At 66.3% G+C, this 24,436-nt stretch carries 24 protein-coding genes and 1 pseudogene; 16 read left to right on the top strand and 9 right to left on the bottom strand.

Annotated features, from left to right (window positions below):
- Positions 1-77: 77 nt before the first annotated feature.
- Positions 78-1,229, bottom strand: coding sequence for a CaiB/BaiF CoA transferase family protein (locus AC1DNF_RS02605; RefSeq protein WP_478146977.1), 1,152 nt, complete (start codon positions 1,227-1,229; stop codon positions 78-80).
- 26 nt (positions 1,230-1,255) lie between these two features.
- Complete coding sequence (locus AC1DNF_RS02600) at positions 1,256-2,209, bottom strand: hydroxymethylglutaryl-CoA lyase (RefSeq protein WP_478146976.1); 954 nt, start codon at positions 2,207-2,209, stop codon at positions 1,256-1,258.
- A gap of 332 nt (positions 2,210-2,541) precedes the next feature.
- On the opposite strand from AC1DNF_RS02600, the gene AC1DNF_RS02595 reads away from it, so the two are divergent.
- Positions 2,542-2,919 (top strand): VOC family protein, encoded by a 378-nt coding sequence (locus AC1DNF_RS02595; RefSeq protein WP_478147028.1) that lies wholly within the window; start codon positions 2,542-2,544, stop codon positions 2,917-2,919.
- Here the strand turns inward: AC1DNF_RS02595 and AC1DNF_RS02590 are convergent.
- Positions 2,897-3,856, bottom strand: a complete 960-nt coding sequence (locus AC1DNF_RS02590) for a LysR family transcriptional regulator (protein WP_478146975.1) — start codon at positions 3,854-3,856, stop codon at positions 2,897-2,899. The genes AC1DNF_RS02595 and AC1DNF_RS02590 overlap by 23 nt on opposite strands.
- A 65-nt stretch (positions 3,857-3,921) precedes the next feature.
- Entirely contained in the window at positions 3,922-5,703 is a 1,782-nt protein-coding gene (gene ilvB / locus AC1DNF_RS02585; RefSeq protein ID WP_478146974.1) for a biosynthetic-type acetolactate synthase large subunit, read from the bottom strand.
- A 64-nt stretch (positions 5,704-5,767) separates the two neighbouring features.
- Here ilvB and AC1DNF_RS02580 point away from each other — a divergent pair, with 64 nt between their 5' ends.
- The 9 genes from AC1DNF_RS02580 to AC1DNF_RS02540 all read left to right on the top strand — a co-directional run bounded on the left by AC1DNF_RS02580 (position 5,768) and on the right by AC1DNF_RS02540 (position 13,881).
- A complete protein-coding gene (locus tag AC1DNF_RS02580; protein WP_478146973.1) occupies positions 5,768-6,262 on the top strand; it encodes an Lrp/AsnC family transcriptional regulator in 495 nt (164 codons plus the stop codon).
- A gap of 191 nt (positions 6,263-6,453) precedes the next feature.
- Positions 6,454-7,404, top strand: coding sequence for an NADP-dependent oxidoreductase (locus tag AC1DNF_RS02575; protein WP_478146972.1), 951 nt, complete (start codon positions 6,454-6,456; stop codon positions 7,402-7,404).
- Between the two features lie 156 nt (positions 7,405-7,560).
- Positions 7,561-9,831, top strand: coding sequence for a TonB-dependent receptor (locus tag AC1DNF_RS02570; RefSeq protein WP_478146971.1), 2,271 nt, complete (start codon positions 7,561-7,563; stop codon positions 9,829-9,831).
- A 38-nt stretch (positions 9,832-9,869) separates the two neighbouring features.
- Positions 9,870-10,556 (top strand): Fe2+-dependent dioxygenase, encoded by a 687-nt coding sequence (locus AC1DNF_RS02565; RefSeq protein ID WP_478146970.1) that lies wholly within the window; start codon positions 9,870-9,872, stop codon positions 10,554-10,556.
- A gap of 201 nt (positions 10,557-10,757) precedes the next feature.
- Positions 10,758-11,477 carry a pirin family protein gene (locus AC1DNF_RS02560; RefSeq protein ID WP_478146969.1) on the top strand — a complete coding sequence of 240 codons (720 nt, stop codon included), beginning with the start codon at positions 10,758-10,760 and terminating at the stop codon, positions 11,475-11,477.
- A 165-nt stretch (positions 11,478-11,642) separates the two neighbouring features.
- Positions 11,643-12,464 carry an alpha/beta fold hydrolase gene (locus tag AC1DNF_RS02555; protein ID WP_478146968.1) on the top strand — a complete coding sequence of 274 codons (822 nt, stop codon included), beginning with the start codon at positions 11,643-11,645 and terminating at the stop codon, positions 12,462-12,464.
- 163 nt (positions 12,465-12,627) lie between these two features.
- The gene (locus AC1DNF_RS02550; protein ID WP_478146967.1) at positions 12,628-12,945 is read left to right on the top strand and encodes a hypothetical protein; all 318 of its coding nucleotides are present in this window, start codon (positions 12,628-12,630) and stop codon (positions 12,943-12,945) included.
- Positions 12,942-13,256, top strand: a complete 315-nt coding sequence (locus AC1DNF_RS02545; RefSeq protein WP_478146966.1) for a GNAT family N-acetyltransferase — start codon at positions 12,942-12,944, stop codon at positions 13,254-13,256. Before AC1DNF_RS02550 ends, AC1DNF_RS02545 begins: the two co-directional genes overlap by 4 nt.
- Positions 13,228-13,881, top strand: coding sequence for an antibiotic biosynthesis monooxygenase (locus AC1DNF_RS02540; protein WP_478146965.1), 654 nt, complete (start codon positions 13,228-13,230; stop codon positions 13,879-13,881). Before AC1DNF_RS02545 ends, AC1DNF_RS02540 begins: the two co-directional genes overlap by 29 nt.
- 20 nt (positions 13,882-13,901) lie before the next feature.
- Here the strand turns inward: AC1DNF_RS02540 and AC1DNF_RS02535 are convergent, their stop codons facing one another.
- Positions 13,902-14,606 carry a YoaK family protein gene (locus AC1DNF_RS02535; RefSeq protein WP_478147027.1) on the bottom strand — a complete coding sequence of 235 codons (705 nt, stop codon included), beginning with the start codon at positions 14,604-14,606 and terminating at the stop codon, positions 13,902-13,904.
- A 112-nt stretch (positions 14,607-14,718) separates the two neighbouring features.
- Here AC1DNF_RS02535 and AC1DNF_RS02530 point away from each other — a divergent pair.
- Both AC1DNF_RS02530 and AC1DNF_RS02525 read left to right on the top strand, forming a co-directional pair.
- Positions 14,719-14,871 (top strand): annotated as a pseudogene (locus tag AC1DNF_RS02530) (helix-turn-helix domain-containing protein); the annotation flags it as partial.
- A 159-nt stretch (positions 14,872-15,030) separates the two neighbouring features.
- Positions 15,031-16,857: a tannase/feruloyl esterase family alpha/beta hydrolase gene (locus tag AC1DNF_RS02525; RefSeq protein WP_478146964.1), complete on the top strand. Its 1,827-nt coding sequence runs from the start codon at positions 15,031-15,033 to the stop codon at positions 16,855-16,857.
- Positions 16,858-16,885: 28 nt separating this feature from the next.
- On the opposite strand, the gene AC1DNF_RS02520 is transcribed toward AC1DNF_RS02525, so the two are convergent.
- Complete coding sequence (locus AC1DNF_RS02520) at positions 16,886-17,659, bottom strand: M23 family metallopeptidase (RefSeq protein ID WP_478146963.1); 774 nt, start codon at positions 17,657-17,659, stop codon at positions 16,886-16,888.
- Between the two features lie 129 nt (positions 17,660-17,788).
- Between AC1DNF_RS02520 and AC1DNF_RS02515 the strand changes: the two genes are divergently transcribed.
- Positions 17,789-19,111, top strand: coding sequence for a lytic murein transglycosylase (locus AC1DNF_RS02515; protein ID WP_478146962.1), 1,323 nt, complete (start codon positions 17,789-17,791; stop codon positions 19,109-19,111).
- Positions 19,112-19,124: 13 nt separating this feature from the next.
- Here AC1DNF_RS02515 and AC1DNF_RS02510 read toward each other — a convergent pair whose 3' ends face one another.
- The gene (locus tag AC1DNF_RS02510) at positions 19,125-19,361 is read right to left on the bottom strand and encodes a hypothetical protein (RefSeq protein WP_478146961.1); all 237 of its coding nucleotides are present in this window, start codon (positions 19,359-19,361) and stop codon (positions 19,125-19,127) included.
- A 172-nt stretch (positions 19,362-19,533) separates the two neighbouring features.
- Positions 19,534-20,577, bottom strand: a complete 1,044-nt coding sequence (locus AC1DNF_RS02505; RefSeq protein WP_478146960.1) for a D-cysteine desulfhydrase family protein — start codon at positions 20,575-20,577, stop codon at positions 19,534-19,536.
- A gap of 180 nt (positions 20,578-20,757) precedes the next feature.
- Here AC1DNF_RS02505 and AC1DNF_RS02500 point away from each other — a divergent pair, with 180 nt between their 5' ends.
- The 3 genes from AC1DNF_RS02500 to AC1DNF_RS02490 are packed head-to-tail and all read left to right on the top strand — an operon-like array spanning position 20,758 to position 23,374.
- Positions 20,758-22,215, top strand: coding sequence for a sensor domain-containing diguanylate cyclase (locus tag AC1DNF_RS02500; protein WP_478146959.1), 1,458 nt, complete (start codon positions 20,758-20,760; stop codon positions 22,213-22,215).
- A 60-nt stretch (positions 22,216-22,275) separates the two neighbouring features.
- Entirely contained in the window at positions 22,276-22,716 is a 441-nt protein-coding gene (locus tag AC1DNF_RS02495) for a CBS domain-containing protein (protein ID WP_478146958.1), read from the top strand.
- A 25-nt stretch (positions 22,717-22,741) separates the two neighbouring features.
- Entirely contained in the window at positions 22,742-23,374 is a 633-nt protein-coding gene (locus tag AC1DNF_RS02490) for a class I SAM-dependent methyltransferase (protein WP_478146957.1), read from the top strand.
- A gap of 8 nt (positions 23,375-23,382) precedes the next feature.
- Here AC1DNF_RS02490 and AC1DNF_RS02485 read toward each other — a convergent pair whose 3' ends face one another.
- Entirely contained in the window at positions 23,383-24,393 is a 1,011-nt protein-coding gene (locus AC1DNF_RS02485) for a class I fructose-bisphosphate aldolase (RefSeq protein WP_478146956.1), read from the bottom strand.
- Positions 24,394-24,436 lie beyond the last annotated feature (43 nt).

The raw sequence follows: 24,436 nt of genomic DNA, 5'->3' as shown, positions 1-24,436 counted from the left end.
AGATGAACGAAGCCATGCTTGGGCTTCGGGTCTGCATTGTCAATCTTTGCTTGCCCATGCTGAGCGCGGGCCTGCCGTCAGGCCACGACGCGGCTTGCGAGGCCGCGGAGGATCTCTTCGGTGTGCTGGCCCACGCTCGGCAGCGCATGCCGCACGCCTGGACGGCGTCCGTCCATCAGCAGCGGCAGCAGAACGACGTCGGTTATCTCGCCGTCGTCGCATTCCATGGGCACCAGGCCGCCGCTGGCCTTGAGGTGCGGATCGTCGAGCAATTGATCGGGCCGTATGATCCGCGCGTAGGGGATGCCCGCGGCTTCGAGCTTGGGCGACAGCTCGTCCGCGCGCTGATGCTGGAGGATGTCGGCGAGCCTCTTGAGCAGTGCGGGCCGCACCGCGACGCGCAGGGCATTGTTGGCCAGCGCCGGATCGGCGGCCATCTCGGGCGCTTCGATGACGCGGCACAGCGTGAGGAACTGCTTGTCGCTGACCGCGCCGATGAAGAGCTGCTCGCCATCGGCCAGCGTGAACACGTCATAGACGCTCCAGGCCGATACGCGCGAGGGCATCGGCGGTGGCGCTTCGCCGGTCATCGAGTACTGCTGCATGTGCTGCGAGGACAGGAACACACAGTTCTCGAAGAGGGCGCTTTGCACCTCCTGGCCCTTGCCGGTGCGTTCACGTTCGCGCAGCGCGGCCAGCACGCCGATGGCGCCGAACATGCCGCCCATGATGTCGTTCACCGACGTCCCGGCGCGCAGCGGCCGGCCGACCGGGCCGGTCATGTACGACAGCCCGCCCATCATCTGAACCACCTCGTCGAGCGCCAGCCGGTTCTCATAGGGGCCAGGCAGGAAGCCCTTGTGCGTCACGTAGATCAGGCGCGGAAACTTCTTCGAGAGCGTCTCGTAGTCGAGGCCGAATCCGGCCATCAGGCCCGGACGGAAGTTCTCGAGCACCACATCGCATTCGCCGGCCAGCTCGGTGGCGGTGGCTCGGCCCTCTTCGGTGGCAATGTCGATCACCACGCTCTTCTTGTTGCGGTTGAACGAGCGGAAGAAGCCGACGCCGAGCCCGGGAAGCTTGCGGGTCTTGTCGCCGCCGGGAGGCTCGACCTTGATCACTTCGGCGCCCAGGTCGGCGAGGATCATCCCGCACGTCGGGCCCATGACCATGTGAGTGAATTCAAGGACGCGCACGCCGGCGAGCGGCAGCGATGTGTGGTCGGTCATGTCGGAGGGTCTCGTGAAGGGTCTGTTCAGCCTTGATGCGCGGCACGCGGGGCGAAGGTCTTGGGCACGCCAGCCCGCCAGAGCGAGCCATGCAGTGTTTCGCCGGCGAGCCAGCCCGCGACGCGCCGGCGCAGCGCGAGCAGCTGCTCGATGTCCACGCCGGTCTCGATGCCCATGCTGCCCAGCATGTAAGCCAGATCCTCCGTCGCTACATTGCCGCTGGCGCCGGGGGCGTGCGGGCAGCCGCCGATGCCGGCGAGGCAGGCGTCGAAGCGGCTGACGCCGACGTCGAGCGCGGCATGGACGTTGGCCAGGCCCAGGCCGCGCGTGTCGTGGAAATGGCCGCACCAGAAGCGGTCGCCGGCAATCTCCAGGGCGTCCTCGAAGAGGTCGCGCACCATGGCCGGGTCCGCATAGCCGACGGTGTCGGCAATGCTCACGCGGTCGGCACCAGCGTCGAGCAAGGCGCGCATGAGACGCAGCACTTCACTTTTCTCGACCTGGCCTTGGATGGTGCAGCCAAAGGCCGTGCCGACGCCGCCTTCGATCAATGTTCTTGACCCGGCCGAGTCCCTCGCGGCGCGGATGCGCGCCAATTCGGCCACCACGTCGTCGGGTGTCTTGCGCAAGTTGGCCAGACTGTGGGCATGGCTGGCGGACAGCGGGACGATCATGAGGTCGGCCTTCGCCGCGATGGCGCTCTCGCCGCCGCGCAGATTGGGGACGAGGACCGAGACGGAGAGCCCGGGGAGAGTCCTGGCGAATGCCACGAGTTCCGCGGTGTCGGCCAGCTGAGGCAAGAGCCGAGCGGGAACGAAGGAGCCGACCTCGATCTCCCGCTGACCCGCGGCATGTGCCGCGCGGATCCATTCGCGCTTCTGCTCGGTCGGAAGTACGGTGGCGATGCTCTGCAGGCCATCGCGCAGGCCAACCTCGCGGATGACGGCGCTGCGCGGGAGGAGAGTGGTGGAAATGCTCATGAACTTGTCTCCGGGCTCTTCGACGCCTGACGCGGTGCCGTGGAGCGACTGTAGAGATTCCCAACAAGCCCAGGAAGCGCTAATTTGGAATGCGGAGCGTTCCGATGCGGAAGCTCTGAATTCGATCGATGGGCGCCAATGGCGCCGAGTCATGGGATGGGGCAGCGCCACTTGGCATCATGAAATTCGATGCTTAGCCACAAAATATATCGTTTTCAATCATGAGATTCATTGCTTACAGTCTCGGCCATCCTGAACCTTCAACTGCGCCGACTCCCATGAGCGAATCCAATACACGAATTCCGTTCCACCTGGCATTTCCTGTCCGCGACATTGCGGAGGCCCGCGCCTTCTATGGCGAGCTGCTGGGCTGCCGCGAGGGCCGAAGCGCGCCCGAATGGGTCGACTTCGACTTCTACGGTCATCAGATCGTGGCGCATCTGGCACCGGATGAATGCGGTCACAGCGGGCACAGCGCCGTCGACGGCCACGCCGTGCCGGTGCGCCACTTCGGCGCGATCCTTCCGATGGACGAATGGCAAGCGCTTGCGGACAAGCTGGTGGCCCGCCAGACCCGATTCGTCATCGAGCCTTACATCCGCTTCAAGGGCGAGCCGGGGGAACAAGCGACCATGTTCTTTCTCGACCCATCGGGCAATGCCATCGAAATGAAGTCCTTTGCGGACCTCAATTCGCTGTTCGCCGTCTGAGAGGGGCTCCGGGCGCCGGGGCCCCAGGGTGTCTTGACCTTTGCTTCGGCGCCGACGAGCTTGCTTGCGGGAGTTCCGCGGCTTGTTGCAGGCACTGAGCGAACCGCGCGACGATGGGCGGGCTCGATCGCGGCTTGCGCTGGAGCAAGCCGATTTCTCGATGGAATGTCAGTTCGCCGAGCGAGAGCATGCGCACGTCCGGAGGAAGAGGAAGGTGTGCCTCGACCAGCGGTACGAGCGCGACGCCCAGGCCCTTCGATGCCAGATGAATGAGTCCTGCAATTTCGTCGACCTCGATGGAGTCCTTGACCGAGATCCCTTGGCGGCGAAGAAATCCTTCCACCAATCGACCGCCAAATGACGAGCGGTCATAGCGCAGGAAGGGGTGCTCCTGGATGAGCGCTCGCCAATCCTTTCCCGGCACGCCTTTGGGCACCAGGAGTACGAAGGGTTCGTGCACCAAGGCTTGCCAGGTCAGGTCCGGGGGCATTCCGAACGGAGGTCGGATGATCAATGCCGCATCGATCATCCCGGTGTCCAACTCATCCATCAGGCGCATCGACACGCCGGGCGCCACATGCACACGCACCAGCGGAAACTCCCTGCGCAACCCGACGAGTGCACGCGCGAGGAGCGTCGACTGCGTCGATGCAATGGCGCCGATGCGTAGGAGTCCGCGAGCGGACGTGTCTTTGGGTGGCTCGCCGAGGTTTGCGTAGAGGGCGCAGATCTCCTCCGCGCGTGCCAGCGTGGTCTGGCCGGCTGCGTTCAATGTGGCGGACCGCCCTGTACGGTCGAACAGCTCGAATCCCAGTGCCTCCTCGAGCCGTTTGATCTGGCTGCTCACAGCCGATTGCGTCAGGCCGATGCGCAATGCCGCAGAAGAAAATGTTCCGTGTCGACACACGGCGATGAATGTCTTGAGTTCGCTGATCACCGTTTGAGCATCTCAAGAATCGATGCTTGGGTCAATGACGCATCGACCTTCATGATTGTCGGCGATCACTTCCCTTCGTACCAGCGATCCTTGCCCAGCATCACCCTGTGGTGGCCGTGCCCGGAGGGCATCATCGGAAAGCAGTTCTCCTGCGCGGCCACCTGCACGTCGAGGAAAAAGGGGCCGTCGAAGGCCAGGCATTCGGCCAGCGCCTTGTCGAGTTCCTCGGGCGCGCTCACGCGCCGCGCGCCCCACCCGAAGGCCTTGGCGAGCGCCACGAAATCGGGTAGCGCCTCGTTCCAGCTGTGGCTCAGGCGGTTGCCGTGATTGAGTTCCTGCCACTGGCGCACCATGCCCATGTAGCCGTTGTTCGAGAGCACGAGCTTGATCGGCGCGCGGTGCTGCATGGCCGTGGAAAGCTCCTGGATGTTCATGAGCACCGATGCATCGCCGCTCACGCAGACGGTGAGGGTGCCGGGGTGCGCGATCTGCGCGCCGATCGCGGCCGGCAGGCCGTAGCCCATGGTGCCGGCACCGCCCGAGGTGAGCCAGTGTCGCGGCTTGTCGAACTGCAGATACTGCGCGGCCCACATCTGGTGCTGGCCCACGTCGGTGGAGACGATCGCATCGCGCCCTTCGATGGCCATCTGGAGCGAGCGCATGAGCTGCTGCGGCAGGATGAGGTCGTCGCGCGGCGCGAAGGCCAGGCAATGCTCCGCGCGCCAGCCGTCGATGCGCTGCCACCACGGCGCGAGCCGTTCCGGCACGAGGGCTTCGAGTCCGGGCATCGTGAGCAGCGCATCGAGCACCGCGCCGCAATCGCCCACCAGCGGCGCGTCGACCTTCACCACCTTGTTGATGCTGCTGGGGTCGATGTCGATGTGGATCTTGCGCGCGTGCGGGCAGAACTCGTCGAGCTTGCCGGTCACGCGGTCGTCGAAGCGCGCGCCCACGCAGACCACCAGATCGGCTTCATGCATCGCGAGATTGGCTTCAAGCGTGCCGTGCATCCCGAGCATGCCGAGAAAGCGCGGGTCGCTGGCCGGGAAGGCGCCCAGGCCCATCAGCGTGAGCGTGCAGGGCGCGTCCAGCCGGCGCACCAGCCGCGTGAAGCCCTCGCAGGCCGCCGGTCCGGCGTTGATGAGCCCGCCGCCGCCGTAGATCACCGGCCGGCGCGCGGTCGACAGAAGGTCCGCCGCGCGTTGCAGGCCTCCGCGCGGCGGGAGCGCGGCGGCCCGGCCGGCGCGCCAAGCCCGTGACGGCGAGGTCGGCGCGTGGCCCAGCGGCGTCAGCTGCACGTCCTTGGGCACGTCGAGCAGCACCGGCCCCGGGCGGCCGGTGATGGCGATGTCCAGTGCGCGCCGCACGGTGGCCGGGATGTCGTCGGCCACGCGCATCTGGTGGTTCCACTTGGTCACGGGTCGCGACATGCCGAGCGCATCGCTCTCCTGGAATGCGTTGGTGCCGATGACCGCCGTCGCGACCTGGCCGCTGATGCACAGCACCGGCACCGAGTCGCTGAGCGCATCGAGCAGGCCCGTGATGGTGTTGCCGACGCCGGGGCCCGAGGTGACGAGCACCACGCCCACGCGGCCGGTGCTGCGTGCGTAGCCCTCGGCCGCATGCACGGCGGCCTGCTCGTGCCGCACCAGCACATGCCGCAGCCGCGGCTCGCCGTGCAATGCGTCGTAGAGCGGCAGGGCCGCGCCGCCGGGATAGCCGAACAGAGTGTCGACCCCGCATTCAACCAGGGTGTCGAGCAGGGCTTCGGCGCCGTTGCGGACACGGGCGACTTGCCTGGAGGTTTCGACGGCGGAGAAGGAAGCTTCGGGTGCGAGTATGTGCATACGAGCATTCTTCTGGTTCTAGTGCAGAATTTGCTTCATTCTTTGGATCAAATCCGCCATTTAGATGAAGAACAATCGGCTAGACAAGGAAGACCACGAAAAATCGTTCGACAAGATCGATATGGCGATCCTGCGCGTTCTCCTGTTGGACTCGCGCAAGACACTGCAGGAGATCGGCACCGAAGTCGGCCTGTCGCCGACCAGCTGCTGGAGCCGCATCAAGAAGCTGGAAGCCCAGGGCGTGATCAAGCGTTACACGGTCGACCTGGATGCCTCCAAGCTCGGCTACCACGACACGGTGATCGTGCAGGTCACGCTGGAGAGTCATAGTGACGAGACGCTCTACGAGTTCGGCCGCGTGCTGGCCACCATTCCTGAAATCCAGGAGGCATATCTGGTTTCGGGCGACTACGATTACTACATCCGCATCGCCGTACGCGATACGCGGGACTATGAGCGGCTCCTGCGCGAGAAGCTCTACAAGATCCCCGGCATCCGCCACAGCCAGTCGCACTTCGTGCTGCGCGTGCTCAAGGAAGCGAGCGTGCCGCTGCTCTGAGCAAGGCCGCGGCTGAGCCCGGTGCTTGTTGCTGCATCGGCGTTGTCGCGCGCGACGTCAGAAGAGGCACATGAGGGCGACTGGTTCGAGCTGCCCATGCCAGGGATCTTCGCCAGCATGCGAATCCGGATCAACCGCCGTTGACCGGTGCGATGATCGTGGCGGCCGCCGATTCTCTTCGACACCCCAGCATGCAAGCCATCCAATTCCAACGCTACGGTCCGCCAGACGTCCTGCAGCAAGTCACCGTGCCCGATCCGGAACCCGGTCCTGGGGAATTGCGCGTGCATCTGCAGGCAGCCGGAGTCGCGCCTGTCGATGCCAAGCTGCGCGCCGGGAAGCTGCAAGCCCACTTCACGCTCGACCTGCCGAAGATACCGGGCCGCGACGGCGTCGGCGTCGTGGACCAGGTGGGCCCGGGCGTGACGGGGTTCGCTGTCGGCGACGCCGTGTGTGTGCTTGCCGACCCCTTGCGCGCCGGTACTTATGCGCAAGCCGTGGTCTGCCCTGCGGAGCGAGTGGTGCGGCGGCCCCGAAACTTGTCGATCCACGAGGCCGCGGCGCTGATGCAGCCGGGCGTCAGTGCTTGGATCGCGGTCATGCAGACGGCCGTCGTCAAGCCCGGCATGCGGGTGTTGGTGCACGGCGGAGCCGGTGCGGTGGGCAGCCTGATGGTGCAACTCGGGCGACATCTGGGCGCGGAGATCTCTGCGACCTGCCGCGCCGCCAACCGTGACTTCGTCCTCGGCCTGGGAGCGTCACGGGTCGTCGCCTACGACACCGAAGACTTCGGTGTGCTGGATGGTCAGGATGTGGTCTTCGACCTGATCGGCGGGAACACGCATGAACGTTCCTATTCGGTGTTGCGCGATGGCGGTCAACTGGTCTACCTGACGGCCGCGCCCATCGTGGACCGCGGCAGCGCATTCGGCGTCCGCGTGAGCCGCGCAGTGGTCGTGGATTCGCCACACGTCCTTGCTGCGGTGCTGCGCGCGGCGGAGGAGGGCATCTTCAGGCCGCAAGTGGCCGCCGTCCTTCCGCTTGCGAACGCGGCGCAGGCCCATGCTGCCCTTGAGGATGGACAAGTCACCCGCGGTCGGCTCGTCCTTGACATCCAGGCGCGGCGGCCAGCCTGCACCTGAGCCCACGAACTTAACACAGGCCGGGCCGGCCGTTGTTTTTTTTGGACAGGCTGATCGTCAAACGGAAATAAGAGTGATTCGCAGTTAAAGTTCCTGGATCGATGGCTCACAGGGCGCCCAGCGGGGCTGCCGGCGCCATCTGCGACCCAGGACATCATGCATTCCATCCCACCGCAGACCCGCTGCCGCACACCCATCGCGGCGGCACTGATCGGCTTGCTCGCCGTGCCCGCCGCCTTCGGGCAGCAAGCCCCCGCGCCTACCGCTTCGCCCGCCGTCGGCACGTCGACACCGGCGACGCTGCGCGAAGTGCAGGTGCAGGATTCAGCCGACAAGGCCGGTTTCGGGGTCAACCCGGTATCGATCAGCCGCCTGCCCGCCGACCAGAAGGACATCCCGCAGTCCATCACCGTCATCAATCAGGCCCTGATGCAATCGCAGGCCGCCACCTCGCTGGCAAGTGCGCTGCGCAATGTGCCCGGGCTGACCATCGGCGGTGCCGAGGGCGGACAGATCGGAACCAACATCAACCTCAATGGCTTCTCGGCGCGCACCGACATCTACCTCGACGGCGCGCGAGATCGCGCGCAGTACTACCGCGACACCTTCGCGCTGGACTCTGTCGAAGTGCTGATGGGTCCTTCCTCGATGCTGTTCGGCCGCGGTTCCACAGGCGGCGTGATCAACCAGGTGACCAAGAAGCCATCGCTCACGCCGGCGAGCGAAGCGTCGATATCCGGCAGCACGACAGGGCTGGTGCGTTCGACGATCGACATCAACAGGCCGCTGTCCGACACGTCGGCTTTCCGCATCTCCGCGATGGGGCAGGGCGGCGATGCCACAACGCGCGACCAGACCAAGCTGCAGGACGTCGGCATTGCGCCGTCGCTCAAGTTCGGCATCGGCACACCGACGCAGGTCACCTTGTCGGCGCTGCTGCAGCACAACCGCGACATGCCCGACTATGGCGTGTCGCCATTGAACGGCAGTCCGGCACGGGTCAATCGCAACAACGCCTACGGCTTCAGCGACGATCGCACGATCTCCGATATCGGCGCCTTCAGTGCGGTAGTGCAGCACAAGCTCACGCCAACGAGCTCGATTCGCAACCAGACGCAATACAACCAGGTGACGACCGACGCGCGCGAGACCGCGCCGCAGGTCATCGGCACGGTCACGGCGCAAGGCTTCCAGCCGCTGTCAACCGGCACCACCGCCGCTCCGGCCGCCGCCTCCAGTACGCTGCCGCTTGGCCAGCTGTGGGTGCGGCAGCAAAGCCATGATCGCGTCATTCACGACAAGTCGCTCTTCAATCTCACCGAGTACAGCGCGAAGTTCGACACCGGCGCCATCAAGCACAACTTCCTCGCGGGCCTTGAACTCGGACGCGACATCTACAGCAACCAGGCCTATTACCGCAACGGGAGCTGCAACGGCGTGGCGCTCAACCCGGCCGGAGGCACGAGCGGCTATGCGTCGTGCACGCCGCTGCTCGATCCGATCGAGGTCGCTTCTCCCGCGACGGCGCCAAGCCTGCCCGGCAACCTCGGCACTGCGAACGCGACGACAGTCGCGGGCTACGTCAACGACAGCATCGATCTCAGCCCGCATTGGAAGCTGGTCGGGGGCGTGCGGCAGGACAACTACCGCGCGAGCATCAACAACACGATCACCAGCGCGACCACCCTGGGCTTCGAGAAGCAGACGATCAATTTCACGAGCGTGCGGGCGGGCGGCATCTGGCAGCCGACGCCGGAGCAGTCGTACTACGTGTCGTACAGCACCTCTTTCAATCCGTCGCTCGAGCAACTGGTCGCGACCACGGGGGGCACGCAGCCGCTGCCGACGCAGAAGAACAAGGCCTACGAGTTCGGCGGCAAATGGGATGCCAACAACGGGGCGCTCTCGTTCACCGCGGCGGCCTTTCAGATCACGCAGTACAACGCGCGCTCGCAGAACTCCGACGGCACCTACAGCGCCACCGGCACCGTGCGGGTGAATGGCGCTCGAGCCGGCGTCGCGGGACGTGTCACTGACAAGCTCCAGCTCTTCGGCGCCTATACCCACCTCGATGCGACCATCGTGGATGGCATCGCTCCGGGTACGCTCGGCAAGACACCGGCCAACACGCCCAAGGACGCCGCCAGCCTCTGGGCCACGTACGAGATCTCACCGGAGTGGGAGATCGGCGGCGGCACGACCTACAGCGCCAAGCGCTTCGCGAACAACACGGACCTTGTGCAGGTGGGCGGCTATGCGCGGCTCGACGCGATGCTCGCCTACCATCAGCCGAAATACGATATCCGCCTGAACCTGTTCAACCTGGCAAACCGCTACTACTACGATGCGTTGATCGCGTCCGACGGCGGTCGCGCGGTACCCGGCTCGGGGCGCTCGGCAACACTGTCGCTGAACTACCGCTTCTGACACCGGCCCGACCGGATCTTTCACACTGCCCGCCGCCCATGCTCGTCTGCATTCCCAACGTCCTCGATGCCGCGTCTCTGGCCGCGGTCCGCGATCGGCTGGACTCGGCGGGCGACGCGTGGGTCGACGGGCGGGTCACGGCCGGGCACCAGGGCGCGCCGGTCAAGTTCAACCAGCAGATCGACGAAGGGTCGCAGGTCGCGCTCGAATGCCAGTCCATCGTGGCCGCCGCGCTGGAGCGCCATCCGACCTTCATCAGCGCCGCCTTGCCGAACATCCTGTATCCGCCGATGTTCAATCGCTACAGCGAGGGCATGTCCTTCGGCCTGCACGTCGACGGCGGCGTACGCATTCACCCGCACAACGGGCGCAAGGTGCGCACCGACGTGTCGGCCACGCTCTTTCTTTCGCCGCCCGACAGCTACGATGGAGGTGAGCTTCAGATGGAAGACACGCACGGCATGCAGAGCGTCAAGCTCGCCGCCGGCGACATGGTGGTCTACCCTGCGACCAGCGTCCACTGCGTCGGGCCCATCACGCGCGGCGTGCGCGTGGCATGTTTCTTCTGGGTCCAGAGCCTGGTACGGGATGCCGGCGACCGCGCCTTGCTCTTTGACATGGACAACGCGATTCAGCGCCTGAACCAGAGCGGTGCCGACGAGTCGGCCCGCCGGACGCTGATCGGGACCTATCACAACCTGCTCAGGAAGTGGAGCGACACCTGAGCTCTTGATCCAGCTGCCGGCGCGTCGAGGCGCGAACCGATGGGTTTGGGTCCGATGTTCGAAATATTCGATCGTGAACCACTAAAGATCTCGTCAAGCCGCCCCTTCGGAAGACAGAAGATCCACTCATGCATTGGAAATTGACTCCGATGCCTACCGTGAATTCAATCGAATTCATCGGAACTGATAAGGAGTGGATCAATGTTGGAAGTTCGCCGCGCCGACGACCGTGGGCTCGCAGATCTCGGCTGGTTGAAGTCGCGCCACACCTTTTCGTTCGGGCACTACCACGATCCCCGGCAACAGGGCTTCTCAGACCTGCTGGTGGTCAACGACGACCGCGTGCATCCCGGTCGCGGCTTCGGCACGCACCCGCACCGCGACATGGAGATCTTCTCGTATGTGCTCGATGGCGCCCTCGAGCACAAGGACTCCATGGGCACGGGTTCGATCATCCGGCCGGGCGACGTTCAGATGATGAGCGCCGGCACCGGCGTGCGGCACAGCGAATTCAATCCATCGTCCACGAGCCCCTTGCACTTCCTGCAGATCTGGATCCTGCCGAATGTCAGGGGTGTCACGCCTCGCTATCAGCAAGTGCACTTCGCGACGGCGGAAAAGCGTGGGCGCCTGCGGCTCATCGTCTCGCCCCATGGCACCGGTGGCTCACTCGCGGTGCACCAGGACGCCCGCGTCCATGCGGGCCTGTTCGATGGCAAGGAAGCGGCGTCGCTGGCCCTCGGTCCCGACCGCTATGCCTATGTGCATGTGGCGCGCGGCAGCATCGAAGTCAACGGAGAGCGCCTGCGCGAGGGCGACGGCGTACGCGTGCGCCATGAGCGGCAGCTCGATCTGGCACGCGGCAGTGATGCCGAAGTGCTGCTGTTCGATCTGCGGCCGCACGAACTGCCCTCGTTCTGAGCCCCGGGGTCCGCGAGGGCGGCAAATATCCAAAGGATCCCACGAATCGACAAGACATGCGTGCGCGCGGAAACGAGGATGCACGGTGTGCACTCGCGCGACGGGGCGCGCACCGGCACCCACGAAATGACGACCGCATCCGCGGGCCCTTCACCAGGAGAATCCATGACCACACTGACATTGCGCGACGGAACCGAGCTCTACTACAAGGATTGGGGAACGGGCCAGCCGATCCTCCTCAGCCACGGATGGCCGCTCAGTGCCGACATGTGGGAGTACCAGATGCTCTTCCTCGCGCAGCGCGGCTACCGCGTCATCGCCTTCGATCGCCGCGGCTTCGGCCGTTCGAGCCAGCCATGGGAAGGCTATGACTACGACACCTTCGCGGACGACATCGCCGAACTTGTCGAAAAGCTGGACCTGAAGAACGTCGTGCTCGCCGGCTTCTCGATGGGCGGCGGCGACGTCGTGCGCTACATCGCGCGCAAGGGCACGGCACGCGTTGCCAAGCTCGCCCTCATCAGCGCCGTGACCCCGCTCTTCATGAAGACAGCCGACCACCCCGAGGGCACCGACAAGGCGGTCTTCGAGGGCATTCGCGCCGGCCTGGCCGCGGACCGGCCGCAGTTCCTGGACGATTTCAGCACGCTCTTCTACGGCACGAACCGGCAGGGCGCCAAGGTCTCGCAGGGCATTCTCAAGCAGACCCTGGCCATTGCGTTGCAGGCCTCGATCAAGGGCACCATTGATTGCGTGACGGCCTTCTCCGAGACCGACTTCAGGCCCGACATGAAGAAGATCGACGTGCCCACCCTCGTCATCCATGGCGACGACGACCAGGTGGTTCCGATGGCTGCCACGGGCAAGCTCGCCGCCGAGTTGATCGCAGGCAGCCGGCTCAAGGTCTATGCCGGCGCGCCGCACGCCACCTGCTTCACGCACAAGGACCAGGTGAACGCCGACCTGCTCGCCTTCATCCAGTCGTAGAGAATCGTCGGGTGCCATCATGCAAGGTGCGGTGAGATGACTTCCCCACTTCCCCACTTCCCCACTTCCCGACGGTACCTGTGGCGACCGGCTGGGGCGGTATTTCGAGTTGCCGGCCGCGCCCGCGCTCGTCATGCTCCCTGCATCGAGCGGCCCGTTCGCGGTGACGCGCATCACCTGCACGCCCGACCAGCTCGGCACGAAGCAGGAAATTCCGGCGGAGGATGCCTTTGTCGTGACGCTGCACCTCGTCGGCATGCGCCACCCTGAACTCTGGGGGCGCGGCTATTCGCGCGGTGCCATCAGCACGCCGATCTGCGCGACGAGGTCGCCAACTACCTCGGCAGTTCGCTGGACGCACTCAATTTCCATGCACCGGCGGCTGGCGCCATGGCATCCTCATCCCACCGATATGCCTTCAACCGTGTGGCCTTGCCGCGGCCCGCATGGCGCGGGCGGCAACCGCATTGAAACACCATGACCCCTGCTTCATCCATTTCCGTTCGCGACAATCCCTCGGAGCACCGTTTCGAAGCCGAGTCCCAGGGCGAACTTGCGGTGGCAATCTACGCGCTGACGGACGAGATCATCACATTCGTCCACACCATCGTCCCGGACGCCTTGCGTGGCCAAGGCATCGCCACGCAGCTCGTGCTCGCGGGTCTGGCCTCTGCGCGCGAACGCGGCCTTCGGGTCATTCCGAAGTGCCCCGTTTTCGCGGCCTACATGCGGGCACATCCCGAGACGCATGATCTGTTGGCCGATGAGGGCCGCGTCCTCCTCGGCGTCTGAGGGGGCGTTCATGGCAACCGAGGATCGCCACCCTGAATTGCGGACAGCGACGCTGGACGAAATCGCCGGACGCGAGCCGCCGAGGCCGGACACCGTTACCGCCGTCATCGAGCAGACCGTCAAGCCGCAATCGATTGCGCAGTATGAGCAGTGGCTGAAGAAGGTGATGCCGATCGCCGCTCGATTTCCCGGGCATCGTGGCGTCAACGTCATCCATCCGGCCGCGGGCAGCCTGCAATACACGATCACGATTCGATTCGATTCCCTGGCGCACGCGCAAGACTGGTTCGCGTCAGCTGCTCGCCGGCAACTGGTCGAGGAGGCTGCCGCGTTCCTGGACGCCGACGAACGGGTGGAAACGCGCACTGGCCTGGAATTCTGGTTCACGCCGCCGGTCGGGCAGAAGCAGGCCAAGCGCTACAAGCAGTTCCTGCTGACCCTGTCGGTGATCTATCCGTTGTCCATGCTGGTTCCGGCCGTGCTGCGCGGAGTGTTCGAACGCGTGCTGCCGACGCCTGGCTACTTCGGCGAGCACCTTGTTGCGTCGGGGGTGATCGTGGCCCTGATGGTGTATGTCGTCATGCCGAGATACACGCGGCTGATGGCCCGATGGCTCTACAAGTAGAAGAAGGCGCGACCTGCCCTTCAGCGCTGAGCGCCGGCTTGTACTTCGGCTTCGCCCTCGCGCGTGCTGTGTTGAAGAATGACAGCGCAGCCGGCCAGAACCGGGGGAACCACGAAGCACCAGACATTCGTCCCGCTGTATGTGAGCGCAGCCGCCGCGCAGCCCGCCGCGAACACGAGGACGCTGCCCGACATTCGCCGCAAGCGCGCGCGCGCGGGGAGGGCTTCCTGAGATGGCAGGCCGCGAAGCAGGTCGGCGATGTCGATCATGATCTGCGTGGTGGTGCCGGTCATGAGGGTTGTCGGCGGGGCGCTCGCCAGATGAATCCGGTGGGCCGCGTTCTGGATGGCCATCGCCGACACCAGCACCATGCCCGTGAGCATCGCGAATCCGCTGTCGCCGTCATCGAAGGGACCGAAGCGGATCGCGATGGCGGCGCTTGCTGCGAGCAGCAGCGTCTGGAGGATCAGCATCGTTCGCAGGATCGGAAGGCCGAAGTCGGGCAGCTTGTAGCTCGACCATCGCGTCAGGACGACGACGGCGCAGAACACCGGCAGTGCAAGAAGCTTGGACAGCGCGCCCGAGGTGCCATGCACCAGCGCCGCCCCGAAGGTCACGAAGTTGCCCGTGACATGGGCAGTGAACAGGCCCTGGAGTGCCAGATAACCGGCGGTGTCCACAAAGCCCGCGTTGAGGCTCATGAGCAAAGGCAAGGATGGTTTCATTGGAGGGTCCTGTGCGCCGCGGGCGGATCGCCTCCTGAACGGCGGGTTGATCTTGCCCCAGGTCGCTCGCCGGGTCTTGTCCGGATGAGCGCCCTTTTGGACATTCTGATGCGCACGCACGCTGCTCATGGAGTTCGAGCGGCCCCTGGCTGAGATCGCAGCGGCGAGCGGCTTCTCGGACCAGAGCCACTTCACACGCGTCTTCACGCAGTCCACGGGCACGCCGCCCGGCCGTTGGAGGCGAAGGACGCGGATCGGCGGCTGAACCCGGGCGGGCAAGCGGGCCCAAGCGATGTGCCAGGTAGGCGACCCCAGGGCGCGAGGGATCGGCATCGTCCTACATCGATCATCCACTTCGCGGGCGATCACCGCTCTGTCACTCCAGCCACGCGATCGTGGCGAGCCGAACACATGGGAGACCGTCATGCGCATGAATCTCGGGTTCGATTCTTCCTCGGTGAAGGCTGTGCTCCGCGTGATGTGTATCGCCGCCGCGAGTGCCCTCGTCGCCTGCGGTGGCGGAGGCCACGACGATCACGGACACGGCGGCGGTGGTGTGGCCAGGCTGGCCTGCGACGACTCGATGAAGACGGCCTTCAGGCCCGACGACAACACGACGGTGCTTCTGGTCAAGTCCTTCAGGAAGGGCGACCCGTTGATCCTGTCCGGCACGGCAAATGCATCGACACCGACGGCCTCCAACGACGTGTGCGTCGTGAAGCTCCTGGTGGGGCCGGGCAACCCGGGCCCGGCCGACGCGCCATCGACATCCCCCGGCATCGGCATCGAGGTCTGGCTGCCCAGCCCGGCGAACTGGAACCATCGCGTGCATGTGAAGGGCGGCGGCGGCTGGGCCGGCGGCGTGCAGGCGTCGTTGACGGCGCTCGCGGGCACGTCGGGCGGCACGGCCGGTGCCCCGGCCACCACGGCGATGGTCGAGGGCGCGGTCTCCGCCAGCACCGACACCGGCCATGCCAACACGGCGAACGGCGGCTCGTTCGCGCTGAACCCAGACGGCACCATCAACACCGTGCTCTGGAACGATTTCGCCGTGCGCGGCATCCACGAGATGGCCGTGAAGACCAAGGCACTGGCCGCTGACTACTATGGTTCGCCGGCCAGGTACGCGTACTGGAACGGCTTCTCCACTGGCGGCCGGCAGGGCCACATGGAGGCGCAGGCGAACCCGGGCGACTTCGACGGCATCCTCGCCGGCGCGCCGGCCATCAACTGGACCAAGTTCATCACCGCCGAGCTGTATCCGCAGATCGTGTACCAGCGCGACCTGGGCGGCGTGGCGCTCACGACCGCGCAGGCGGCGTTGATGGGCAATGCCGCCATCAACGCTTGCGACGTGGTCGGCCGCCAGCACCTGGGCTATATCCCCGACCCCTCGCAATGCCGCTACGACCCGACGCAGGACACCACGGTCCTGTGCTCGTCCGCTGGCGGAACCGGCCCCGCCGGAAGCTGCGTGACGCAGGCGCAGGCCCTCGCGATGAACAAGATCTGGTTCGGCCAGACGCCCGACGGCTCCGTGCCTTCGCCCGCGGCCGACAACGGCTTCGCGACCGTGCCCAGCGGGCAGCTGTGGTACGGGCTCACGCGCGGCACGAGTCTCGCCGGGCTCGGCGGCCCGGCGCCTTTCAGCATCGCCACCGACATGGTCGCGCTGGAACTCCAGGACCCGACCTACGCAACGGTCTCCTTCATCAACGCGACCGGCAATGGCGCGGACCGCTGGAAGACGCTGAGCTACGCCCAGCTGGCCGACGCTTTCGCCAAGGGCATTGCCCTGCAGCCCTCCTTCGCCAACATCAACACCGATGATCCGGACCTGAGCAAGTTCGCCATTCGCAACGCGAAGATGCTGGTCTACCACGGCCTCTCGGATTTCCTGATTCCGCCGCAGGGCACCATCAATTACTACGAGCGCATGGCTTCACGCATGGGCGGCAACTCGGTGGTGCGCAACTTCTACCGCCTGTTCCTCGTGCCCGGCATGACGCACGGCTTCGCCAACGGCACCACCAACACCGCCGCCAATCCGCCGCTGCCGACGATCGACCAGCTCTACAACGCGCTGACGGCCTGGGTCGAGGATGGCAACGCGCCGTCCCGCATCGACATCTCGTCGCAGGTGACGGCGGGATCACCCGTGGCCACCTCGCGGCCGCTGTGCCTCTATCCGAGCAAGGCAACTTTCACGGGGACGAATCCGCTGGTGACCAGTTCCTACGTGTGTTCCTGATGCCGTGAGTCAATGAAGCCCCGCCGGGCTACTCCATCGACGCATCCGTCGCGATCTTGTCGGCACCCGAGGCGGCTGCGGGGGGTGCCGGCGCCTTGGCGGATTCCGAAGGCTGGCCGGACGCGAAGTAGGGCATCGGGTCGACGGCGCTCCCGTTTCTCCTCAGCTCGAAATGCAGCTTGACGCGGTCGGCGTCGGTGCTGCCCATGCGAGCGATCAGCTGGCCCCGCTTGACAGCCTGCCCTTCCTTGACCAGCAGTTGGCTGTTGTGCGCATAGGCCGTCACGTAGTGCGCATCGTGCTTGACCAGGATCAGTTGCCCATAGCCGCGCAGGCCACCGGATGCGTAGACAACCCGGCCTTCGCGACTCGCATACACCGGGTCGCCCTTGGACCCGGTGAAATCCAGGCCCTTGTTCGCACGGCCGTCGAACCGGGCGATGACGGTTCCGGTCGAGGGGCGAAGGAAGTTCTTGTCGGCCTTTCCGACCACCGGCGACTTGCCTTCCCGTGTCCGTGAGGAGACAGCGGTGGAGCGGTCCTTGCGTGCTGTGGCGGCGGCCTTGGAAGCGCCGGTCTTCTTCTGCTTCGCGGTTGCTTGTGCCGACTTCGCCGACCGCGGCGCCGGTGATGACGGCGGCGCGGCCCGTGCGGCCTCGGCTGCGGCGACGGCCGCGGGAGAAGCGGATCGCGCCGAAGGCTTCGAAGCCGGCGTCGAGGCAGGCTTCGTCGCACAACCGATGAGCGCAAGGCTCAAGACCGCGCAGGCGAAGCCCAGCGCGCGCCCGCGAAGGAGGGGCAAGGTCGATCCTTGCCGATGAACTGATTCGGATGTCGTTTGATTTCCTGGCATGGCCTCGACTGTATTCGGACATGGAGGCGCCGACGGGCATCGGCCGCAAGCCCGGCGCGGCGCATCAAAATCGCGGGCATGCACCCATCTCCCTCCCTGCCGTGTCGTTCCACCGGTCTCGCCGCCATTGCGCTGGCGGCGAGCGTCCTTGCAGGCTGCGCCTCCGCGCCGCCCACCCCGCCACCCCAGCCTGCCGGCCCCGCCGTCTCCGCCCAGCCCGCGCCCGCCCAGGCAGCGCCACCCGGCCCCGCGCCGCTCGGCGAAAACCAAGCGCTCCTCGAGCAGGGATTCGCCCGCTGGGTCGCGGACTTCCGGGAGCAGGCGCGCGCGCGCGGCGTCGGCGAGGCGACGCTGCGCGATGCCTTCGACAACGTGCACTACCTGCCGCGTGTGATTGAGCTGGACCGCTCCCAGCCCGAGTTCGTGCGCGCGGTCTGGGACTATCTGGACAGCGCCGTGTCGCCCCAACGCGTCGCGCTGGGAATGGACAAGCTGCAGGAGGTCCGTGTCGAGGCCGATGCCGCGGCGGCCCGTTACGGCGTGGCGCCGAGCATCATCGTCGCCATCTGGGGCATCGAGAGCAACTACGGCAGCAACTACGGCAACATCCCCACCATCGATGCGCTGGCGACGCTGGGTTTCGACGGGCGGCGCCAGGCATGGGCGCGCGGCGAGCTTCTGGCCGCGCTGAAAATCATCGGCAACGGCGACATCGACCACGCGCACATGATCGGCTCGTGGGCCGGTGCGATGGGCCAGACCCAGTTCCTGCCGTCGAACTTCCTGGCCTACGCCGTGGATGCGGACGGCGATGGCCGGCGCGACATCTGGGGCAGCATGGCTGACGTCACGGCCTCGACAGCGAAGTTTCTCGCCAGTTCGGGCTGGCAGGCCGGCCAGCCCTGGGGCGCCGAGGTGCAGTTGCCTGCCGGCTTCGACTACGCCCGTGCCGACGCGGCCCTGCGCCAGTCCAGCGCCCAGTGGGCCGACGAGGGCGTGCGCGGCATCGGCGGACAGGCGCTGCCGGAGTTCACCGACGGCGCGATCCTCCTGCCCGCGGGCGCGCGCGGGCCTGCCTTTCTGGTCGGGCCCAATTTCCGCGCCATCCTGCGCTACAACAATTCGGACAGCTATGCGCTGGCGGTCAGCCTGCTTGCGCAGCGACTGGCCGGGGGGCCCGGGGTGCAAGCGCCCTGGCCGCGCGATCTGCCCACGCTCACGCGCGGCCAGTTGCTCGAAGTGCAGGGCGCCCTGAACGCGCGCGGCTTCGCGAGCGGCGAGCCCGACGGCATGATGGGTCCGGCCACCCGCGCTGCGCTGCGCCGCTACCAGCGCAGTGTCGGATTGCCCGCGGACGGCTATCCCAGCGCGGATCTGCTCGAACGCTTGCAGGCGCCGTAGCAGGCGCCGCGGCTCAGCTCTTGGGAGTCGCCATCGGCGTTTCGGTCGGCCCCGACTGCCACTTCGCTACCAGACCGTCGCCGTTCTTCTGAGCGGCATTCCATTGCAGCAGCCCCTTGATGCGGCGGCCGTCCTGCGAGATGTGCATGCCCGCGCCGCGCAACTGCTCCACGATCGCCCTGTGGTCCAGTTGTTGCAGTTGGGCCTCCGTGAAGGGCACTTCGATTGTTTCGGCTTTGATGATATCCATGGGTCGATGATGCCTGACGCGAGGACGAGATCCATTCTTCGGTCGGAGCCTCGGGTCCCGGCAATGTCCTGCGCGGCTTCCAGGATCACCCGCCGCCCGTCAGCATGGGTCGAGGTGATCGTCAGCGGCCTTGAAGCGCGCAGCCAGGCGGAGCGGGAACGCGCGGGTTGACCTACTGTCCCGGCCCTGGCTCGAAGACACTCCGGTAGGCATAAAGCCCCGGCGTGCCACCTGTCATGATGAACAGCACGTTCTGCCCCGCCGAGTAACGCCCCGCGCGGACATCGGCCAGCAATCCGGCGAAAGCCTTGCCTGAATAGACCGGATCCAGCAGCAGCCCTTCGGTGCGCGCCAGGGCCTTGACCGCATCGATCATTTCCTGCGTTGGCACGCCATAGCCCGGCCCCCGGTGCTGGCCATCCACATCGATGTCCGCATCGGCGAGCTGCGCGTGGATACCCAGAAGGCCCAGGGTCGCGTCGGCCAATTCGTGGGACCGGCGTCGCGCCTGATCGCCGGGCGCCAGGGTCGCGAAGGAGCGCACCGTCGATGCGGGTCGGCCCGCCGCATGGAAGCCCGCGGCCAGTCCGGCATGTGTGCCCGAACTGCCGTTCGCGAGCACCACCTTCGCGAATTCGATGCCGAGCTCATCCTCCTGCCGCAGGATCTCCTTCGCGCAAAGCGCATAGCCCAGCGACCCGACCGGTGTCGAGCCCCCTATGGGCGCGACATAGACGTGGCGGCCCATCGAGCGCAATGCCTCGGCGCGCTTCAGTGCCGCCGCCAGGGCATCCTCGCCGGGCCGCAGCTCATGGACCGTCGCGCCGAAGATCTCGTCCAGCAGGACGTTGCCGTTGCGTTCGTAGTCGATGTCGTCGCGCGGCACCTGCCGGCCCAGCACCAGTTCGCAGGCCAGTCCCGCGCGCGCGGCAGCGGCCGCGGTCAGGCGGGCATGGTTCGACTGCAGGCCGCCCACGGTCACGACCGTGTCGGCGCCTTCGCTCTGCGCGGCGCCGATCAGGAATTCCAGCTTGCGCAGCTTGCTCCCCCCGCCGCCCAGCGACATGTGGTCGTCCCGCTTGACGAAGAGATGGACGCCCTTGAGAGCGGGGCCCAGCGACGCCTCGAGCCGCAGCAGGCGCTGGATCGGCGTCGGTCCGTCGAGCAGCGGAAACCGAGGAAAACGGTCGATGGCGTCAAGCTTGTGGAATGGCACGTTGATGCTCCGAACAAAACCAGATCCGCGGATCTTCGCAGCAGAAGCGCAACGCTGCAGCCGCCAGCGCTCGCGGAGTGTCGGAGCGCGGACGGGGCGCGCGCCAATGCATGGACAATATCCGACTGAGCCGCCCCGGGGCCGGAGTGTCCCGAACGCAATCCAAGGAATATCTGCATCATGTCGTTTTCCGCCGACCTCGAATCGATGTTCGATCTCGCGCCTTCGTCGCTCTGGCTTGAGGATTACAGCGGGGTCAAGCGGCTTTTCGAGGAATGGCGCGCCGCCGGCGTCGTCGACGTGGTCCGGCACCTGAGCGAGGATCCGCAGCGCGTGCAGGAATGCCTGGCCCGGTTCAAGGTGCTGCGCGTCAACCGGAGCACCCTGACGCTCTTCGGCGCTCAAAGCCAGGAATCCCTGCTGGCCCAGCTCGACAAGATCTTTCGCGACGACATGGGTGCCTCGGTCATCCACGAACTCGACCAGCTCTGGCAGGGCAATCTCAGCTTCGACAACGACACCGTCAACTATGCCCTCGACGGGCGCCGGCTCGACGTCCACGTGCGCGTGCGCGTCTTGCCGGGGCACGAGTCGGCATGGGACCGCGTGCTGGTTTCGCTGGAGGACATCACCGCGCGACGGGTGGCCGAGAGGAAGCGCGCCGAGAGCGAGCGCTATGCGCTCGGCCTGTTCGATCATTCGCCGGTGTCCCTCTGGGTCGAGGATTTCAGCGCGGTCAAGCTGCTGCTCGACGACATTCGCGGGCGCGGCATCACCGACTTCACGACCTTCCTCAAGGTCCATCCGGACTTCGTCACCCGCTGCATGCAGGAGATTCGCGTCATCGACGTGAACAACGAGACGCTGCGCATGTTCGGCGCCGCCGACAAGCCCACGCTGTTGCGAGACCTGCAGCGCGTCTTTCGCGACGAGATGCACGACTCCTTCGCCGAGCAGCTGCTGGACCTGTGGAACGGGAAGACCTTTCAGCACCGCGAAGTCGTCAATTACTCGCTCACTGGGGAGGTCATCAACATCCACATGCAGTTCGCGGTCCTGGAGCACCACCTTGCGACGTGGGACCTGGTGCTGGTGTCGCTGGTCGACATCACGGCGCGCAAAAAGGCCGAGGCCTATCTCGAATACCTCGGCAAGCACGACGTGCTGACGCGGCTGTGCAATCGCACCTTCTACACCGATGAACTGAACCGGCTGGCGCGCAAGGGCCCATGGCCCGTGTCGGTGCTGGCGATCGACCTGAACGGGCTGAAGCGGCTCAATGACGAAGAAGGCCATGCCGCCGGCGATGCCCTGCTGCGCCGCGTGGGCGAGGTGCTGTCCAAGGCGGTGGATGCGCCGGCCTGGCCGGCACGCATCGGCGGGGACGAGTTCGCGGTGCTCCTCCCCACGACCGACGAGCGCGGAGCGGAAGCGATGCGCGAGCGCATCATGACCTTGCTCGAGCTCAACAACCAGTTCTATGCCGGGCAAAGCGGGCACGCCCTGAGCCTCGCGATCGGCATGGCGACATGTGCCGCCGGCGACCAGCTGGACGCCGCGCTGCTGCGCGCCGACAAGGCGATGTACGAAGACAAGGCGCGCCACTACCGTGAACATCCGCAAGACCATCGTGCGTGAGGGGCCGGCGGCGATAAAATCGCCGGACGATGGCGCTGGGCCATTGCCGGAGGAATCTCCATGAAAATCGTGGCGGAAATTCTCAAGGCCAAGGGCGACTCGACGGTCCACGCCATCGAGCCCACGGCCACGGTGTTCGATGCCGTCCAGCTGATGGCGCAGAAGAACATCGGCGCGGTCCTGGTCATGAAGCAGGACAAGATCGTGGGCATCCTCACCGAGCGCGACTACGCGCGCAAGGTCGTCCTGATGGCGCGCTCATCCAAGGACACGCCGCTGCGCGACATCATGACCACCTCGGTCATCTACGTGCGTCCCGATCAGACCAGCGAGGAATGCATGGCACTCATGACCGAGAACCGCATGCGGCACCTCCCGGTCATCGACAAGGGCAAGCTGGTCGGCCTGATCTCCATCGGCGACCTGGTCAAGGGCATCATCTCGGAACAGAAGTTCATCATCGAGCAGCTGGAACACTACATCACCGGGGAGCGCAGCTGAGTTCCCCAAAAGGCGGTGCCCTGCCTTGACCCTGAAGCCGCAAGACCTCGATCGGATCGCCGCATCCACGCTCGCGCACTACGACCAGCGCGCGGAAGACTTCTGGGCCGGCACGCGCGACCACGACGTGGGCCAGAACATCGCGGCGCTGCTCCAGGCCATCGAGGGCGCACCGCCGTTCAGGATCCTCGATTTCGGCTGCGGACCCGGACGCGACCTCCAGACCTTCAGGAAGCTCGGCCATGTCGCGATTGGGCTGGAGGGCTCCGCGCGCTTTGCCCAGATGGCGCGCGCCTACAGCGGCTGCGAGGTTCTGCAGCAGAACTTCCTCGCGCTGGATCTGCCCGCCGGCCACTTCGACGGCATCTTCGCGAATGCATCGCTGTTCCATGTCCCGACGCAGGAACTCCCGCGCGTGCTGCGCGAACTGCACGCCACGCTCAGGCCGGGCGGCGTGCTGTTCAGCTCGAATCCGCGCGGCGATGGCCAGGAGGGCTGGGGCGGCGGCCGCTACAGCGCCTTCCACGACCTGGCGGCGTGGCGCGGCTACATGTCGGCGGCCGGATTCGTCGAACTCGGCCACTACTACCGCCCCGCCGGCCTGCCGATCGACCAGCAGCCGTGGCTGGCCAGCGTGTGGCGCAAGCCCGGGTCCTGAGAGCGGCCTCAGGCTTCCATCTCGGCGCTGTATGTCCCCTCGCAGGCCGCGGCATTCAGCCGGGCGCGCATGAGCAGGGCCTCCTGGGCGCGGCCCGCCTGGGCGGCCTGGCCCATCCAGGCCTGCATCGCCGGCTCCTGCAGCGCGCGTCCATACGAGAAAGTCAGCTGCCAGGGCTGGGGGCCCATGCGGTTCAGCGCGTCCAGATTGGCCGTGGCCTCCGCGGGTGACTGCCCGCCGGACAGAAAGTTGATGCTGGGCACCGCCGCCGGCACCGTGCGCCGCAGCACACGCAGCGTCTGCGCAGCGACCTCGGCCGGCGCCGCTTTCGGCCCGTGGGCCTTGCCGGGCAGCACCATGCTGGGCTTCAGCAGCATGTGCTCGAACGCCACCCGGTGGCGATGCAGGGCCACGAACACCTCCTGAATGACCGCCTGCGTGACCTCCGCGCAGCGCTGCATCGTGTGATCGCCGTCGATCAGCACCTCGGGCTCCACGATCGGCACCACGCCCTGCGCCTGGCAGACCGCCGCGTAGCGGGCCAGTGCCTCGGCGTTGGCTTCGATCGCCGCCCGGCTCGGCAGCGTGTCGGAAACGTTGTAGACGGCGCGCCACTTGGCAAAGCGCGCGCCCTGCTGCTTGTAGCGGTCCAGCCGCTGCGCCAGCCCGTCCAGCCCCAGCGTGATCTCGTCGCCGGGCGCCAGCGCAAGCGGGATCTTGCCGGCATCGACCTTGATGCCCGGCACGATGCCCTGCCGCGCGGCCACCTGCGGCAGCGGCTCGCCGGCGTCGCTGCGCTGCCCGAGCGTCTCCTCATAGAGGATGACGCCGCTGACGAATTGCCCGAGTCCCGGCGCGGAAAGGATCAGGCTGCGATAGGCGCGTCGGCTTTCCTCGGTCGACTCGACGCCGATCGCCTTGAAGCGCTTGGCAATCGTCGGACCGCTCTCGTCGGCGGCAAGAATGCCCTTGCCCTTCTGGACCAGTGCGTCCACGGTGGCTTGAAGTTCGGTGCTCATGGCGTGATGTCCCCGTTAGAGCTTTCCAGTCTGCGGCGAGGGC

Source organism: Variovorax sp. 01T432, assembly GCF_056398605.1.
The sequence above is the reverse complement of the archived record's forward strand: the minus strand, read 5'-3'. Positions and strand labels throughout refer to the sequence as shown.

Bases quoted from the DNA above. Each gene is read 5' to 3' on its own strand.
- AC1DNF_RS02555 (WP_478146968.1), top strand. From the start codon at position 11,643: ATGACCACACTGACATTGCGCGACGGAACCGAGCTCTACTACAAGGAT.
- AC1DNF_RS02525 (WP_478146964.1), top strand. From the start codon at position 15,031: ATGCGCATGAATCTCGGGTTCGATTCTTCCTCGGTGAAGGCTGTGCTC.
- AC1DNF_RS02560 (WP_478146969.1), top strand. From the start codon at position 10,758: ATGTTGGAAGTTCGCCGCGCCGACGACCGTGGGCTCGCAGATCTCGGC.
- AC1DNF_RS02600 (WP_478146976.1), bottom strand. From the start codon at position 2,209: ATGAGCATTTCCACCACTCTCCTCCCGCGCAGCGCCGTCATCCGCGAG.
- AC1DNF_RS02565 (WP_478146970.1), top strand. From the start codon at position 9,870: ATGCTCGTCTGCATTCCCAACGTCCTCGATGCCGCGTCTCTGGCCGCG.
- AC1DNF_RS02495 (WP_478146958.1), top strand. From the start codon at position 22,276: ATGAAAATCGTGGCGGAAATTCTCAAGGCCAAGGGCGACTCGACGGTC.
- AC1DNF_RS02540 (WP_478146965.1), top strand. From the start codon at position 13,228: ATGAGGGCCGCGTCCTCCTCGGCGTCTGAGGGGGCGTTCATGGCAACC.
- AC1DNF_RS02485 (WP_478146956.1), bottom strand. From the start codon at position 24,393: ATGAGCACCGAACTTCAAGCCACCGTGGACGCACTGGTCCAGAAGGGC.
- AC1DNF_RS02605 (WP_478146977.1), bottom strand. From the start codon at position 1,229: ATGACCGACCACACATCGCTGCCGCTCGCCGGCGTGCGCGTCCTTGAA.
- AC1DNF_RS02500 (WP_478146959.1), top strand. From the start codon at position 20,758: ATGTCGTTTTCCGCCGACCTCGAATCGATGTTCGATCTCGCGCCTTCG.
- AC1DNF_RS02515 (WP_478146962.1), top strand. From the start codon at position 17,789: ATGCACCCATCTCCCTCCCTGCCGTGTCGTTCCACCGGTCTCGCCGCC.
- AC1DNF_RS02535 (WP_478147027.1), bottom strand. From the start codon at position 14,606: ATGAAACCATCCTTGCCTTTGCTCATGAGCCTCAACGCGGGCTTTGTG.
- ilvB (WP_478146974.1), bottom strand. From the start codon at position 5,703: ATGCACATACTCGCACCCGAAGCTTCCTTCTCCGCCGTCGAAACCTCC.
- AC1DNF_RS02570 (WP_478146971.1), top strand. From the start codon at position 7,561: ATGCATTCCATCCCACCGCAGACCCGCTGCCGCACACCCATCGCGGCG.
- AC1DNF_RS02575 (WP_478146972.1), top strand. From the start codon at position 6,454: ATGCAAGCCATCCAATTCCAACGCTACGGTCCGCCAGACGTCCTGCAG.
- AC1DNF_RS02580 (WP_478146973.1), top strand. From the start codon at position 5,768: ATGAAGAACAATCGGCTAGACAAGGAAGACCACGAAAAATCGTTCGAC.
- AC1DNF_RS02545 (WP_478146966.1), top strand. From the start codon at position 12,942: ATGACCCCTGCTTCATCCATTTCCGTTCGCGACAATCCCTCGGAGCAC.
- AC1DNF_RS02510 (WP_478146961.1), bottom strand. From the start codon at position 19,361: ATGGATATCATCAAAGCCGAAACAATCGAAGTGCCCTTCACGGAGGCC.